This window comes from Photobacterium damselae, from assembly GCF_003026815.1.
Classification (GTDB): Bacteria; Pseudomonadota; Gammaproteobacteria; order Enterobacterales; family Vibrionaceae; genus Photobacterium; species Photobacterium damselae.
The window spans coordinates 437712-451989 of sequence record NZ_PYOG01000001.1; the positions used below are offsets into that span (position 1 = coordinate 437712).

A 14278-nucleotide genomic window follows, 5' to 3' on the forward strand; every position below is an offset into this window, starting at 1 on the left:
AAAAATGAAAGGATAATCGGTTATGAACTTACTGATGACAGGCTTAATTGGCTATGCGCTCAAAGAAGTTGTTATGCCACTGATCACTGGTGAAGATAATGAATCAGATAACAGCAACCAGCAGGTATCAGATAAAGAAGTGGATAATGCGCTGTTTGAAAGTAACGATCTGGTCAAACTGGTCTCTAATATTGTCGATATCGTAGTATAAGAGTTGTATCCAACGAGTGCATTTATCGATAGTTACATCCCCATCTATAGTAATCTCTACCATAGAGTTTTTACTTTGTTCATTACTGCTAAAACTTTTTGACTGTAGTTAGGATCGGTCGCATAACCAGCATTGTGGATCTCTTTAACAAAACGACTCGGATCGGTCGTGTGCTTTAGTGCCGTTCCATAACGAGGGTTTTGCTTTAAGAACTGAACAAAATCATCAAAACTTTCTTGATAGGAATGATACGAACGAAACGCAGCATTTTCTTGCACCGCGATACCGTTATGATATTCCAGTGTTCGGGTGGCAACTTTATTCCCCCCCCAACGAGGATCGGCTTTTATATTAAATAAGTTGTGGCTCGATCCTGCCGCATTTTGAATCACCTTTTTGCCCCATCCTGTTTCCAATGCCGCTTGAGCAATCAACATAGCCGGATCCACACCCAATGCTCGACTGGCTTTAAACGCATAGGGCTTCATGTGTGCAACAAACCCTTCTGGTGAATCAAATCGACCTGGCTCTGGCTGGGTTTTTACCCTATCTGTCATGTCACTTAACTGACCTACACCGTCTGGAGTCGCTGCGGTTTTAGCTTGTTCTGCACTTTTAGGTTCGATATCGTATTTATCTTGATATAACTTTGCCCGCTCATCAGCCGATAAATAATAAGATTCACTCGGCTGAGAGATAGGTCTAACGGCAAATTTATCGACTGGCAACGTTTTGCCGCTCAGGCTGTTGTCGCTCTCACCACCAAGCTGTTTCACAATCATATCGGCTAAGCCTAAATTGCCTTGAGTGCTCAACTCAGAAGCCATTTGTTCATCGCGCATCTGTTGAAAAAACTTAGTGTTATTACTGCTCATTAAATCTGATTCAAACGCAGAGTTAGCATTACGCATCGATTTAAACAGCATTTGGGTAAACAGCGATTCAAACTGTTGTGCCGCCTGACGCAATGATCCCTCTTTGTCCTTACCAATTCCTGCTCGAAGCCGATCTAGGTTTGTGAGGTCATTAATAAATCCAGGTTCAATTTGCTTCATTTGGCACAATCCATCCAATTAAATAATGATCAGCTGACCTTCAATGGCCCCTGCTTGTTTCAAAGCCTGTAAAATAGCCATCACATCAGAAGGCCCAGCCCCAACTTGATTCACTGCACGAACCAGATCATCAAGAGTCACGCCCGGTTGGAACACAAACATGCGAGCATTTTTCTCTGTCACATTAATATCTGAGTTTGGCGTTACAACTGTCTGTCCTTGTGAAAACGCATTAGGCTGGCTAACTTGAGCATTTTCTTTAATGGTTACTGTCATGCCGCCATGAGTAATAGCCGCCGGTTTTAATCGCACATGTTGCCCAACTACAATCGTTCCTGTTCGTGAGTTCACAATAATTTTTGCTGCACTATCTGCAGTTTCAAACTCAAGATTTTCAATGGTAGAAAGAAAAGCAACACGTTGACTCACATCACGAGGAGCACGAACTCGAATGGATGTTGCATCTATTGCCGATGCCATATCAGGGCCTAAAAATTGATTAACCGCATCTGCCATACGCTGTGCTGTCGTAAAGTCCGAATCAAAGAGATTAAAGGTTAGATAATCTCCCCGGCCAAATGGGCTCGCAATCTCTTGTTCAACTGTTGCTCCATTTGAAATACGACCTACAGTTGGCGTATTTGACACGATTTTAGAACCATCAGCACCTTCGATACTAAAACCACCGACCACCAGCGTTCCTTGCGCAACCGCATAAATTTTACCGTCCAAACCTTTTAGAAATGTTTGAAGTAAGGTACCTCCATGTAAGCTTTTTGCCGAACCAATAGAGGAGACCGTAATATCTACATGCTGACCTTGTTTGGCAAAGGCTGGCAGCGTCGCATTCACCACCACCGCGGCCACATTTTTTGTTTTCGGTTTAGTACCAGGAGGCAGTTGGATACCAAAATTTTTCAACATGGTATTAAAGCTTTGGTCGGTAAATGGCGTGGTTTCACCCGATCCAGCAAGACCAACAACCAAACCATAACCAATCAGCTGGTTACTACGAACCCCGGCCACTTCCGATACATCTTTAATGCGAGCGGCAAAGGTAGGCAGTGCCAATAACAAACTTAAAGTGAATACAAACAAGCGCATAAGCACCCTACTTTTTGACTGAGATAAATAAGCGATATTAAGTACCATTAAAACGCCACATTAAAGAATCGAGAGAGCCAGTTCTGATCTTGTACATCTTGGCGATCACCAGTACCTGAATACTGAATACGCGCATTCGAAATTCGAGTCGATGGGATAGTATTGTCTTGGCTAATATCGTCTGGGCGAATATGGCCACTCACACGAATAAACTCATCACCAGAATTTAATGTTAACCATTTTTCACCGCGAATAACCAAATTGCCATTAGCAAGAATATCAATCACTTCTACCGAAATAGAACCTTTAATACTGTTACTTTGATCGGCTGTACTAGAGCCAGAAAAAGTATTGTCGTTAGAAAAATCATAAGACAAACTGTAGTCATGAATCGTAACGGGTTTACCACCCAAAGCGATTGGCTTCATATTCATATCCGCTGACTTATCGAGCTCTGAAGTGGCGCTCTTTTTTGCTGCCGTTTTTTCTTCCAATAAGATAGTAACAATATCGCCAATGCTGTGTGGACGCGTATCGTCATACAGATCTTGAACATGAGTCTGATTAAATAGAGAGCCCGTTGCTGCGACATAGTGCTCTGCAGGTACTGGAGGACGGACCGGGCCCCAAGCGGGATCGCCAGCGACAGGATCTTCTCGGTGACGAAGTTTATCTATTAACCCTTTTGACTCACTTTGATCCCCTTCAACCGCATCAACCGTTGTGGTTCCTTTTTCAATATCAGATTGAGGAACGTCAGGTGTAGACGCACAACCAACAAGCTGTAACAAACCCAGTAATAGCAAGCCAGCAATGGGAGATTTCATTGGTAATAACCTTATAGCTGTTGATTCACGTAACTCAGCATCTGATCAACGGTCGAAATGACTTTAGAGTTCATCTCATAAACACGCTGCGCTTCGATCATATTCACCAGTTCTTCAGTCACATTAACGTTAGAGGTTTCTAGCATTGATTGACGAATCGTCCCCAAACCATCTAAGCCTGGAGTGCCTTCTTGAGCGTCACCACTAGCACCAGTTGGTAAAAATAGGTTCTGACCAATCGGCTCAAGACCTCCTGGGTTAATAAAATCAACGGTTGTTAGCTGACCGAGTACTTGGTTTTCTTGCTGGCCACGAATACGAGCTGAAACTTCACCATCCGTTCCGACAGTAATACCCACCGCATCTTCTGGTACCACAATTTCAGGTTGCACAACATAACCAGAACCAGTTGTAACTAATTGGCCTTCAGCGTTAATGGTAAACTGACCATTTCGGGTATATCCCATGTTGCCATCAGGAAGTAGGATCTGGAAAAAACCATCCCCTTCAATCATCATATCCATGGCATTATTTGTGGTTTGGGTATTACCTTGAGTGAAAACTTTCTGGGTTGCGACCACTTTAGAGCCCGCACCTAACATCAAGCCGGTTGGCAGGGTTGAATCTTGAGTCGCTTGGCCACCCGGCTGGTTAATATTTTGGTAAAACAGATCTTCAAAAACCGCTCGCCCTTTTTTAAAACCAACGGTTGAGGCGTTAGCTAAGTTATTTGAAATAGTCGAAATATTGGTTTGTTGAGCGTCAAGCCCTGTTTTACTGACCCATAATGCAGGATGCATGGTGATTTCCTTTTAATTAGCTAATACGCATCAACGAAGACGAGGATTTATCCATCTCTTCTGCGGTTTTCATTAACTTAACTTGCATTTCAAAGTGGCGTTGGAGATCGATAAGCGCGGTCATCTCACCCACAGCATTTACGTTACTGCCTTCTAACGTGCCATTAAGCAAACGAATACTAGCATCGGCCTGCTGTGGCTCTTGCCCACCTTTAAACTTAAATAAACCATCAGCATCTTTAAATAGCTGATGATTATCTGTTTTAACCAGCTTGATACGATCAATTTGTGCCATCGCTTCGGGTGGTGCACCCTGAGGAAGTACAGAAATGGTACCATCACGGCCAATTTCAATTTTACTGATAGGCAGAGGGATAAAAATCGGAGAATCATTTTGCCCGAGCACCAGTTGGCCATTACTGTTTTGAAGCATGCCTGTCTGGTCGATCTTTAAATGACCCGCGCGAGTATAAGCTTCATTACCCGAGGCATCTTGTACAGCTAGCCAACCATCACCTTCAACGGCAACATCCAGATCTCGTCCAGTGGTAATAACCGAGCCTTGAGTAAAGTTATATCCCGGACGCTCAGCCATGGTAAAAACACGATCGGGGACACCTTCACCATAAGCTTGCATACTACGAGCTTGCTCTAAATCGGCACGAAAACCCGTGGTACTTACGTTAGCGAGGTTGTTAGCACGAACTTGTAACCCAAGCATATCTTGTTGGGCACCATTCATCGCTAAATATAGAGCGCGATCCATGTTTGACTCTCTTTCAATCCAATCATCTGCAATGGCTCAGATTAAGCAAAAATCATTCCATATAATAAAACTTAAAAAGAAATGGCTTAACTATCTAAAATGATTAAGAAAGAGATCTCAAAATCGGTGTAAATTCACCGTCAATAAATTGAATCTATACGAGGAAAAAAATTGCCGCCTCTTTAATCGAACAAGTAATATCTCGTGATTAAAGTCAGCGGCAATGATAAGCAGTTGATGAATACTATTGAAGCAACTAGCGAATTTGCAGAATATTTTGCTGCAATTGATTATTCACTTCTAACGCTCGTGAGCTGGCTTGGAAATTACGTTGCGCAGTAATCAGATCCACCAGCTCTTGGGTCATATCAATATTCGATTGCTCAAGCGTACCACTTTTGATCGCACCAAATGAGCCTTGAGATGCATCACCCCATACCGCATCACCAGATTCTTGCGTCACATTCCACAAGGTACCACCAAGCTGACTTAAACCTTGTTCATTTGAAACACGCGCCATGGCAACACGACCAACAATACGATCTTTACCGTTTGAATAGGACGCTAACACATTACCATCAGGGTCGATATCAACTTTAGAAAGATAACCGGTTGTCGCGCCATCCACATCTTTAAATTGACGCACTTCAAATGGAGAGGCGTATTGGGTTGGCTCTTTATAATTCATCGTTAACGCCTGTGAATCATCAGCACCACCCACATCAATACCAGCTGTTTTGAAATTCACCATATTAATAACAGAAGGTGAACCTGCTTGCTGTTGGCCAGAGGTATCAAATTTCATGATATAGCCTTTGTGCGCAGCAGTACCATGAATAGCGCCATTAGCTACAAATGCAGGATTTAGCTTTGCTGTATCTACGTCTAGAGGTAGCTCTTTGCCCGATGGATTAGTCACCGTATGGTAAACTTCCCACGTATTCGCTGTAGTTGGATCGGCTGGATTATACTTCGCCACATAATAGGTATTCATTTTGTAAGGTTTACCCAATGAATCATAAATAGTAGACGAGGTGGAGCGGCTGTAAGAATCCTTGTCGTCAAAGTTAAACGGATGATTCTTTGGCGTAGTTTCTTTATTTGGCAAGTTAAGCGAAATATCCATAGTTTTTGATGGCGTTGGCTTACCAAAAACATCATCAATTTTCATCGATTTAGGCTCATAAGAGGACACCGTATTCGTGTCGCTATTCACCTCATAGCCTAATAAAAACTTACCTTCTGAGTTCACCAATTCGTTTTGGTTATTAAGATGAAAAGCACCATTTCGCGTCAAACTGTTGTTAGCTGGTTCTGCTTTATTATCAGCAACAGCAAAAAAGCCTGCACCTGAGATTCGAAGATCTAACGGGTTATTGGTATATAAACTTGAACCTTCATGAAATTGCTGAGCAACCGTTGAGGTTTGAACACCGCCACCAGTGCTAGTTTTAGCATTGGAGAAAATGGAATTAGAATACACATCACCAAACTCAGCACGGGACTCTTTAAAGCCATAAGTGTTTGCGTTAGCTATGTTATTACTGGTTGTATTTAAATCTTTTTGGGCCGCACCCAAGCCGCTCAATGCGATATTAACACTCATTATCCATTTCCTTTTTCGGTTGCTTGACCCACTTGCAAGACATCAGTAAGTTTGTATGGTGAACTGAATCCAGCCAGATTTAACATTACCTGACCATCTTGATTACCCATCAAAACACTGTTGACGTTTGCATGGGTAAATACTTCAAATTCTTGGTTTTTACCACCACTAGTGCCAGAAACGGCAAAACGGTATTTTCCATGCGGCAAACTGTTGCCGTTATCATCTTTGCCATCCCAACTAAATGGATGTTCGCCAGGAGCTTGCGTGCCAAGAGAGACGGTTTTAACCAACTCCCCTTTTTCGTTTTCCACTCGTAAAATGGCGTTGTCGACCCCTTGATTAACTCGCACGACACCACTCATTGCGCCATCTTGGGTTTTCATTGCGGTTGCACTTGGGATCAGAACATCTAAACCAACTAAAGAGGACGCTTGAAGCGCTTGGTTTGATGTTAATGCCGTATTTAGGACCCCAAATTGATCGTTCATTTTGGTAATACCATCAACCGTTGCAAATGATGCCATCTGTGCAATCATCTGATCGTTACTAACGGGTTTAAACGGATCTTGTTGGGCTAACTGCTTGGTTAACAAAGAGAGAAAATCTTCTTGTTTTAAGGCGTTTTGACCTGTGGTCTTCTGCTCTTGCTGCACTTTTTTATCGTGCATACCCTTTAGCTGATCTAAATAAGAGAGATTATTTCCAGCGTTGCCATTAATGCTTGTCATAACAGTCACTTCTCACTGACGCTCTATTTACCCATCTGCAAGGTGCTCATGAGCATCTGCTTACTGGTATCTGCCACTTGAACATTATTTTGATAAGAGCGAGAGGCTGAAATCATATTTGCCATCTCTTCCATCACATTAACATTAGGTTTGTAGATATAACCTTGAGCATTCGCCTTGGGATGCTCGGGATTGTATTCAGCAATCAAAGGCTTTTGACTTTCTACAATGCCTTCTAATCGAACGGGAACACTTTCTTGAGTATTGTTATAAGAGGCACTGTCTAAAGCAGCGGCAAAAATAGGCTGGCGGGCACGATAAGTTTCCCCAGCTGAACTGCTGACTGTATTGGCGTTAGATAAGTTACTGGCCGTTGTATTTAAACGTACCGATTCAGCACTCATGGCTGAGCCTGTAACATTAAAGATATTAAACAAGCTCATCTACTACTCTCCCTTAATGGCTTTGGTTAAGTTTTTAAATTTAGAGCCAAGAAAATCGAGTGATGCCTGATACTCTAGCGCATTTTGCATAAACAGATTTTGCTCAAGTTGTGTATCAACAGTATTGCCATCCCCGGTATCAGGTTGGGTAGGAACTCGAAACTTTTGTGCTCCAGCAATTCCGCCAATACCTGCATGTGCGGCAGAAATATGCCGCCCGTTGGTTTGTGCAAGACCGGCTTGCTGACCTGAACTTGCCGCCTGCAATGCTCGACTGAAATCCAGATCCTTTGCTTTGTAACCTGGGGTGTTCACATTTGCGATATTACTGGCGATTGTTTCAGCCCGTTTAGAGCGTAGCCCTACCGTGTATTGGTGAATCCCAAGCGCTTTATCAAAAGAAATAGACATCGATGCCTCCACAATAACTTAGCGCTATTACTGCAAGGATAATGCCAATTAAGAAAGGAATGGGATTCTAAGCAGAACCCCATGAAATAGAAGAGATAACCAACTTGCTCTATTGCAAAAATAACGGTTATTTAAGTTTGTAGATAATCCCTGGATTACAGCGAATCATCTCAAATTTATCGGTAAGACCAGTTAACGATTCTGATGCGCCCAGCAATAAGTAACCACCAGGATTTAAGCTTTGCGCCATTTGGTTAAGCACTTTAGCTTTCATTTCAGGTGAGAAATAGATCAAAACATTACGACAGAAGATCACATCAAACTTGCCCAGTAGAGCGTAGCTGTCTTTTAAGTTTTGCGCTCTAAACTGAACTAAACGCTTCACTTTATCGTTAATCTTCATTCGACCATCGCCATTATCATCAAAGAACATACGACGACGCTCTGGTGATAAACCACGGCCTAACGCAAGGTTGTCATAAACCCCTGTCCGACACATATCTAACATAGTTTGTGATATATCGGTTGCGGTAATGTGCACCCCACTGAGCAAACCCGGCTTTTTCATCTGAGTTTCTAGTACGCTCATGGCAATCGAATACGGCTCTTGACCTGAAGAACTGGCTGCCGACCAAATTTTAAGCGGTCTTTTATGTGCAGCTAATTCAGGGAAAATACGCTCGGTTAATACGGTATATGGATAAATATCGCGAAACCACAGTGTTTCATTGGTTGTCATCGCATCGACCGCAGCCACTCGCAACTCTCGATTTCGCCCCACTAAGACAGATTGAATAAGATCTGAAATGGAAGCAAGAGAGAAACGACTGACTAAAGGACTTAATCGACTGCGAACTAAATACTGCTTACTGTCACCTAGCACTATGCCACATTGAGCTTCTAAAAAACGACAAAACTCGGCATAGTCTTTATCGTTTACTGTTGTTGTCATGTAAGACTCTTTTATTTGTTATATCAATCTCACCAAATAATTAATGAGATAGCTTTTATTAATAAGGTTTGGGGCAGATAGTAACACCACTGCCCAAAAAACTTTAACCAGAAAATCTTAACCTCTTAACCCAAAAACCTTAAATAGACTTTAAATAAAACCTTTCTATTAGTTCGTTTGTGGGATCGCCTGAAGTACTGCTGAACCCAACTCATCTGGGTTAAATTTAGGAATAAAGGCATTAGCGCCAACACGTTCAACCATTGCCTGATTAAAAACCCCACTTAAAGAGGTATGCAAAATAACATGGAGATTTTTCAGTTGCGGGTTATTACGAATTTCAGCGGTTAAGGTATAGCCATCCATTTCAGGCATTTCAATATCTGAGATAACCAAAGCCAGTTGATCGTAAATACTGCCTTCTTTTGCCATCTCTTTTAAGGTATTTAGCGCTTCACGCCCATCTTTTACCAATACGCATTCATAACCGATAGCTTCGATTGCTCGCTGAACTTGTTTACGCGCAACAGCGGAATCGTCGGCAACTAAAATACGGTTAACCTCAGGTAATTGAGTCGCTAACTCTTCAAATACTGTTCCTGTTATATCGGTATCAGCAGGGGAGATCTCATCTAGAATTTTTTCTACATCTAAGATCTCAACCAACTCATTATCAATTTCAGTCACCGCGGTTAAATAGTTCGAGCGGCCCGCCCCTTTCGGTGGAGGCAGAATGGATTCCCAATTCATATTGATAATACGCTCAACCGAGGTTACTAAAAACCCTTGTACAGAGCGGTTAAATTCAGAGATGATCACAAAGCAGTTAGACAGATCTTCAATTGGACGCCCGCCCGTTGCTAAACTCATGTCGATAACAGAAATGGTTTGACCACGAATATGTGCTATGCCTTTTACTAATGGATGCAAATTAGGCATTGTAGTTAACTTCGGGCACTGCAATACTTCTTTAACTTTAAAGACATTGATCCCATAACGCTGACGTCGCATCAAACGAAACGTCAATAACTCTAATCGGTTTTGGCCAACTAACTGGGTTCGTTGATTGACCGAATCTAGTATCCCCGTCATAAGGACTCCATAATGTTTTGCAAAGAAGTATTACTAAATGCCAATATCTGCACTGTCATCTGATGTAGAACGAACAAATAGCGGACAATATAATGCGTTTTAAATTTATCCCCTCTATTATCGGCCTTGTTTCGGTAATCTTTAGTAACAATATGTCATTTGCTGCTGATATTGATCTCGAAACAATTCGCCACAGTGCTGAAGCTTTTGTTCAAACTCAAATAACACCACCTAAAGAGGGAGAACTTAGCATCGAAGCGGCACAATTGGACTCTCGCCTACGTTTTTCTCATTGTTCAGAACCACTAGAAACATCGTTACCGGGCAAACAAGAGATCAATAACAATGCCACTGTACTGGTTCGATGTAATCATGAAAATTGGCAAGTCTATGTCCCGGTGCGCGTGCAGCTACTGCTACCTCGGGTTGTCGCTTCAGTTCCATTAGGCCGAGGAATGGTTCTCTCCCAAAATAACCTGACTGTTGCACTTATCGAAAGTCGCTTTCAACGAGGGGCAATCTATCAATCACCACAGGCGTTATTTGGTGCTAAAGTAAAACGCAATGTAAAAATTGGTGAAGCCGTACAAGCGAATGATATTTGTATGGTTTGTCGTAATGATAAAGTTGTGATCAGTGCCGGGCAACCGGGCTTAAAGATCATCACTCAAGGCACTGCTCTATCTGATGGCACCCTTGGCGAACAAATCCGGGTAAAAAACAATCGCTCCAATAAAATCATCTCAGCCCAAGTTTCCGCTGTCGGTGAGGTCGATGTCTCTTATTAACCACCATGATAAGCACAAGGCTTTCATTATAATTTTGACAAAATAGTGCTAAAGTAAACGGTGATCAAGTCGATAGTTCATACTATAGAATACAATAATTCGACACTGATAAGGGTTCACACAATGGCAGGCATAGATCAACTACGTCAAAATAGTCAAGCGATGACGACCATGCGAAGTCAGCAACAAAAAGTTAATGACAATGCATCATCAACAAGCAATACAACAGCATCAACGACACCAACCCAGCACGATGAGATTTCATTAAGTGCTCAGGGTAAAGCGGTAGGCCAAATTCATCAGCAATTAGCTACCGAGCCAAGTTTTGATGCCGATAAAGTGGCTAAAATCAAAGAAGCGATCAGTAACGGATCATACAAAGTCGATCCTGATAAATTAGCTTCAAATATCATGAAGTTTGAAAATGAACTGAAAGATATCTAATCCATAACAGAGCGGTAATGGAGCGTTAGGTGGAAAATATTGAGTCTTTGCTTAATCAGCAACAAGAAAATTTAGAAGCATTACGTCAGATACTTAGCCAAGAAAAGCAAGCTATCGTTGCCCGTAATGCACTTAATATTGAACACTTTGCCAAGCAAAAGCTCGAACGCATTCAAAAAGCTCAGTTGTTAGATCACCAAATTGCCAAACATCCACAGCGAGCGTCATTGGTTGACTCCCCTTTGCTAGCCCAGCAAGTGATCGAATTAACATCCCTTGTTAGCCAATGCCAGCAACAAAATGACATTAATGGTGAAGCACTTCAACGTGCTCAACTGAGCTTTCACAAACTCAATAATTTATTCCAGCAAAGCCGCGGTAAGCAGCAAATGACATACAACAGTGATGGTATTGCACAGAATATCCGCTCTCTGGGCACCAACCTCAAAGCTTAATATTTAACACCTGAGCGCCCACCAGCATTAAACTTAAAATATCGTCTGTGTTTGTGCCGGAACATGGATGATTTGACCGTGATCTTTCATGGTTTCCATCAACTTAAGATCCAACTCCATTTCAGTAACGTAACTGTCTCCTACCGGGTAGCTTCTAATGACTTTAGCACCGCGAATTACACCATCGGTTGCACCATCAGCCACTTCAAGACCCAATTGTTGATCTTCCATCGCGGCACGAGCACTGATACGCACACCATAAACCTGCTCGGCTAACTCTCGATAAGCGTCAATTTTTGATGCGCGCATAGCTCGAATGCGTTTTTCATCATCATTTCTACCTTGTTGATCACTAATAGAGGCATAACCTACTGCCGTAATCACCTGGCTACCATAAGACGACGATGACGGAGAACTAAAACCAACATTATTTGAACCACTGCATCCTGCAACGAAAAGAACGGCTCCTAGCAGCCAAACGGAGTTATTATTCACGGAATTCTAAGGCCTCAAAATAACATTATTATCTGATAATTTATTGATATCATTTCGAATCAATACACCATTACGCATTTGAATCTTATTCATAAAATCAAGGTCACGACCAATTCTATCAGCAGGTAAAAAACCTTGAGCAGAAGCAATCACAACACGAGAGCGCATCCCTACAATACGTGCATTGATCATAACGCCACCGCTTTGTCTTAACATGGTTCCTGTTAATACATAATCAACTGACTGCTGTGGTGCTAATTCTCGCCAGTCACGACTAATTGTAAAATCACCCGCTTGGGTCACTTTAATTGAACCCGTAATTTTATAATCGACAACGGTAAAACCACGGTGTTGCAACTGATACATAAAGCTTTCCGTTACTGCATTACCAAGCCAATTGGTTTCGCTCATTGACTGTAAATCAACAAATGACGTTACAGCGACTGGTGTTTGAGCGGTTAGATATTGGTTTGATTGCACTAACTGATCAGCCATTCCTTGGATGAAATAATCCAATGTATGGCGTGGTGTTTCAGTCAAAGAAAATGACGCACCAGGATAAGGTTCTCGTCCGTTATATACAGCGGGACTGCTACAAGAGGTTACCAGCAAAGTTAGCGCTACGGCCCACCATATTTTCATTCTTTTGCTCCAGTTAGATCTACCGTCACTCTGTTTATCGTCAAAATTCATAAAAACTTTAAATATATTCAATATCATCTAACTTTAGGAACATTCTTTGCTTATAGGGTTACATAACCGATCTGCAATAAAGCAAAAAATATACCGAGAATGAAAGAATGAAAAAGATATTGGTGGCATTGCTTAACTTTAGTGTCATGCTAGGTGGCGTATTTTCTCTGCCCGTTCACGCTAAATGGCTAGAAGTTACGGGCCAAGCCGTTATTTTAGAAAGTGAAAGCACAGCCCGCATTAACGCTTTAGAAGATGCCATCTATCAAGCAATAATTTTTTCTGGTGCTGATATTGCGACACTCAGTAATATCAAACCGTATTTAAGTGAGAAAAATAAAGAGTATCGCTTCAGTGGTAACGAAGTACGCCAAGTCTCTGTACTCAAAACCGATAAACAAGGCGGCAAGTTTTACCTCACTGCACGCATTGATATTTACCCTGCGGCAAAATCTTGCCACAAGACTCAATATAAAAAGCCTTTGTTACTTAGTGACTTCACTTTACTTTCTCAGCAACAAGCGGTGATGGGTGGCATTTACCAAGTTGGAGAGGATTTTACTACCATGCTAAAGCGACAAATCCAGCAACGGTCGCAAAGTTTTGTTGTCGCAGGAACCACTCATATTCCATTTAATGCCAATAACCCATCGATGATGATGATGTTGGCAGAAGATAAAGATGCTCAATATCTTATCAGTGGGCAAATTACAGATATTTCTGCGACCTTAGATCAAAAGTTATTAAAAAAGGATCAAGTGAATCGCCAATTTGCCACTTCAATGACCATTATGGACGGTAAAACGGGAGAGATCCTATTTGAAAAGAATTACCGTGATATTGCTTTATGGCCTTTTTCTCGTACCAGTACCGTAGATACTAAGTCTGCTCGATTCTGGCAATCTCCTTATGGACTAGCCGTTGAGCGAGTAAGCCGTAATATGATGCTAGATTTAGAAAACTCCTTATCTTGTCGAACAAGCTTACCTGAAATTGTGAGTGCTCATGGCAATATGGCTCAAATGAATGTTGGACGCATTCATGGGGTAAAAGAGGGCGATAGATTGAAATTATGGCACAGTGCCAGCTTTATCGATCAAATGGGGATTCCAAGAACTCGCATGGTTGCCACCCAACTTACCCTAGTCGTTAGCCGTGTTTATGAAAAGTCAGCAGAACTTATCATTAACCAACCGGATCTTGCTGCTAGCATCCAAACCGGTGATTTACTGACCAAGCAAGTCAAACGTTAACGACAATCTCTTATATTTTTGTTTTTTTTCAGTATAATGAGGGAGTTTCATATCAAGAAGCTCCCTTAGCTCAGCAGGATAGAGCGTCCCCCTCCTAAGGGGAAGGCCACTGGTTCGACTCCAGTAGGGAGCGCCATCTCTGGATTAATCCG

Annotated in this window: 18 protein-coding genes and 1 tRNA gene; 6 read left to right on the top strand and 13 right to left on the bottom strand. The window is 42.0% G+C overall.

What is annotated here, in order from left to right; genetic code table 11:
• Positions 1-22 precede the first annotated feature (22 nt).
• On the top strand, positions 23-211 hold the full coding sequence (locus CTN07_RS01970; RefSeq protein ID WP_005300480.1) for a hypothetical protein: 189 nt from the start codon (positions 23-25) through the stop codon (positions 209-211).
• Positions 212-267: 56 nt separating this feature from the next.
• Here CTN07_RS01970 and flgJ read toward each other — a convergent pair whose 3' ends face one another.
• The 11 genes from flgJ to CTN07_RS02025 all read right to left on the bottom strand — a co-directional run bounded on the left by flgJ (position 268) and on the right by CTN07_RS02025 (position 9998).
• Positions 268-1266 (bottom strand): flagellar assembly peptidoglycan hydrolase FlgJ, encoded by a 999-nt coding sequence (gene flgJ / locus CTN07_RS01975; RefSeq protein WP_005300483.1) that lies wholly within the window; start codon positions 1264-1266, stop codon positions 268-270.
• 18 nt (positions 1267-1284) lie between these two features.
• Positions 1285-2370 (bottom strand): flagellar basal body P-ring protein FlgI, encoded by a 1086-nt coding sequence (locus CTN07_RS01980; protein ID WP_036765111.1) that lies wholly within the window; start codon positions 2368-2370, stop codon positions 1285-1287.
• Positions 2371-2417: 47 nt separating this feature from the next.
• Positions 2418-3197 (bottom strand): flagellar basal body L-ring protein FlgH, encoded by a 780-nt coding sequence (locus CTN07_RS01985; protein WP_005300489.1) that lies wholly within the window; start codon positions 3195-3197, stop codon positions 2418-2420.
• 11 nt (positions 3198-3208) lie between these two features.
• Positions 3209-3997 (bottom strand): flagellar basal-body rod protein FlgG, encoded by a 789-nt coding sequence (flgG, locus tag CTN07_RS01990; RefSeq protein WP_005300492.1) that lies wholly within the window; start codon positions 3995-3997, stop codon positions 3209-3211.
• 16 nt (positions 3998-4013) lie between these two features.
• Positions 4014-4763, bottom strand: coding sequence for a flagellar basal-body rod protein FlgF (flgF, locus tag CTN07_RS01995; protein ID WP_005300494.1), 750 nt, complete (start codon positions 4761-4763; stop codon positions 4014-4016).
• A gap of 256 nt (positions 4764-5019) precedes the next feature.
• On the bottom strand, positions 5020-6369 hold the full coding sequence (gene flgE, locus CTN07_RS02000) for a flagellar hook protein FlgE (RefSeq protein ID WP_005300499.1): 1350 nt from the start codon (positions 6367-6369) through the stop codon (positions 5020-5022).
• Positions 6369-7100 (bottom strand): flagellar hook assembly protein FlgD, encoded by a 732-nt coding sequence (locus CTN07_RS02005; RefSeq protein ID WP_005300503.1) that lies wholly within the window; start codon positions 7098-7100, stop codon positions 6369-6371. Before CTN07_RS02005 ends, flgE begins: the two co-directional genes overlap by 1 nt.
• A 23-nt stretch (positions 7101-7123) precedes the next feature.
• On the bottom strand, positions 7124-7543 hold the full coding sequence (flgC, locus tag CTN07_RS02010) for a flagellar basal body rod protein FlgC (protein ID WP_036764250.1): 420 nt from the start codon (positions 7541-7543) through the stop codon (positions 7124-7126).
• 3 nt (positions 7544-7546) lie between these two features.
• Entirely contained in the window at positions 7547-7954 is a 408-nt protein-coding gene (gene flgB / locus CTN07_RS02015) for a flagellar basal body rod protein FlgB (protein WP_036764251.1), read from the bottom strand.
• A gap of 127 nt (positions 7955-8081) precedes the next feature.
• Positions 8082-8906, bottom strand: a complete 825-nt coding sequence (locus tag CTN07_RS02020) for a CheR family methyltransferase (protein ID WP_005300506.1) — start codon at positions 8904-8906, stop codon at positions 8082-8084.
• A 168-nt stretch (positions 8907-9074) separates the two neighbouring features.
• Positions 9075-9998, bottom strand: a complete 924-nt coding sequence (locus CTN07_RS02025; RefSeq protein WP_005300509.1) for a chemotaxis protein CheV — start codon at positions 9996-9998, stop codon at positions 9075-9077.
• A gap of 92 nt (positions 9999-10090) precedes the next feature.
• On the opposite strand from CTN07_RS02025, the gene flgA reads away from it, so the two are divergent.
• The 3 genes from flgA (at position 10091) to CTN07_RS02040 (ending at position 11685) form a co-directional block, all read left to right on the top strand.
• The gene (gene flgA / locus CTN07_RS02030) at positions 10091-10786 is read left to right on the top strand and encodes a flagellar basal body P-ring formation chaperone FlgA (protein ID WP_005300512.1); all 696 of its coding nucleotides are present in this window, start codon (positions 10091-10093) and stop codon (positions 10784-10786) included.
• Positions 10787-10909: 123 nt separating this feature from the next.
• Complete coding sequence (gene flgM / locus CTN07_RS02035; protein WP_005300515.1) at positions 10910-11230, top strand: flagellar biosynthesis anti-sigma factor FlgM; 321 nt, start codon at positions 10910-10912, stop codon at positions 11228-11230.
• A gap of 29 nt (positions 11231-11259) precedes the next feature.
• Positions 11260-11685, top strand: a complete 426-nt coding sequence (locus CTN07_RS02040) for a flagella synthesis protein FlgN (RefSeq protein ID WP_036764252.1) — start codon at positions 11260-11262, stop codon at positions 11683-11685.
• A gap of 33 nt (positions 11686-11718) precedes the next feature.
• On the opposite strand, the gene CTN07_RS02045 is transcribed toward CTN07_RS02040, so the two are convergent.
• The gene (locus CTN07_RS02045; RefSeq protein WP_036764253.1) at positions 11719-12180 is read right to left on the bottom strand and encodes an LPP20 family lipoprotein; all 462 of its coding nucleotides are present in this window, start codon (positions 12178-12180) and stop codon (positions 11719-11721) included.
• A gap of 6 nt (positions 12181-12186) precedes the next feature.
• Entirely contained in the window at positions 12187-12822 is a 636-nt protein-coding gene (locus CTN07_RS02050; RefSeq protein ID WP_036764254.1) for a FlgO family outer membrane protein, read from the bottom strand.
• 158 nt (positions 12823-12980) lie between these two features.
• On the opposite strand from CTN07_RS02050, the gene CTN07_RS02055 reads away from it, so the two are divergent.
• Both CTN07_RS02055 and CTN07_RS02060 read left to right on the top strand, forming a co-directional pair.
• Positions 12981-14126: a flagellar assembly protein FlgT gene (locus tag CTN07_RS02055; RefSeq protein WP_005300524.1), complete on the top strand. Its 1146-nt coding sequence runs from the start codon at positions 12981-12983 to the stop codon at positions 14124-14126.
• 59 nt (positions 14127-14185) lie between these two features.
• Positions 14186-14262: transfer RNA gene (locus tag CTN07_RS02060), tRNA-Arg, on the top strand.
• The last annotated feature ends 16 nt before the right edge of the window (positions 14263-14278 follow it).

Excerpts from the sequence above, each read along its gene's own strand:
- CTN07_RS01970 (WP_005300480.1), top strand. The coding sequence starts at position 23 with ATGAACTTACTGATGACAGGCTTAATTGGCTATGCGCTCAAAGAAGTT.
- flgJ (WP_005300483.1), bottom strand. The coding sequence starts at position 1,266 with ATGAAGCAAATTGAACCTGGATTTATTAATGACCTCACAAACCTAGAT.
- CTN07_RS01980 (WP_036765111.1), bottom strand. The coding sequence starts at position 2,370 with ATGCGCTTGTTTGTATTCACTTTAAGTTTGTTATTGGCACTGCCTACC.
- CTN07_RS01985 (WP_005300489.1), bottom strand. The coding sequence starts at position 3,197 with ATGAAATCTCCCATTGCTGGCTTGCTATTACTGGGTTTGTTACAGCTT.
- flgG (WP_005300492.1), bottom strand. The coding sequence starts at position 3,997 with ATGCATCCTGCATTATGGGTCAGTAAAACAGGGCTTGACGCTCAACAA.
- flgF (WP_005300494.1), bottom strand. The coding sequence starts at position 4,763 with ATGGATCGCGCTCTATATTTAGCGATGAATGGTGCCCAACAAGATATG.
- flgE (WP_005300499.1), bottom strand. The coding sequence starts at position 6,369 with ATGAGTGTTAATATCGCATTGAGCGGCTTGGGTGCGGCCCAAAAAGAT.
- CTN07_RS02005 (WP_005300503.1), bottom strand. The coding sequence starts at position 7,100 with ATGACAAGCATTAATGGCAACGCTGGAAATAATCTCTCTTATTTAGAT.
- flgC (WP_036764250.1), bottom strand. The coding sequence starts at position 7,543 with ATGAGCTTGTTTAATATCTTTAATGTTACAGGCTCAGCCATGAGTGCT.
- flgB (WP_036764251.1), bottom strand. The coding sequence starts at position 7,954 with ATGTCTATTTCTTTTGATAAAGCGCTTGGGATTCACCAATACACGGTA.
- CTN07_RS02020 (WP_005300506.1), bottom strand. The coding sequence starts at position 8,906 with ATGACAACAACAGTAAACGATAAAGACTATGCCGAGTTTTGTCGTTTT.
- CTN07_RS02025 (WP_005300509.1), bottom strand. The coding sequence starts at position 9,998 with ATGACGGGGATACTAGATTCGGTCAATCAACGAACCCAGTTAGTTGGC.
- flgA (WP_005300512.1), top strand. The coding sequence starts at position 10,091 with ATGCGTTTTAAATTTATCCCCTCTATTATCGGCCTTGTTTCGGTAATC.
- flgM (WP_005300515.1), top strand. The coding sequence starts at position 10,910 with ATGGCAGGCATAGATCAACTACGTCAAAATAGTCAAGCGATGACGACC.
- CTN07_RS02050 (WP_036764254.1), bottom strand. The coding sequence starts at position 12,822 with ATGAAAATATGGTGGGCCGTAGCGCTAACTTTGCTGGTAACCTCTTGT.
- CTN07_RS02055 (WP_005300524.1), top strand. The coding sequence starts at position 12,981 with ATGAAAAAGATATTGGTGGCATTGCTTAACTTTAGTGTCATGCTAGGT.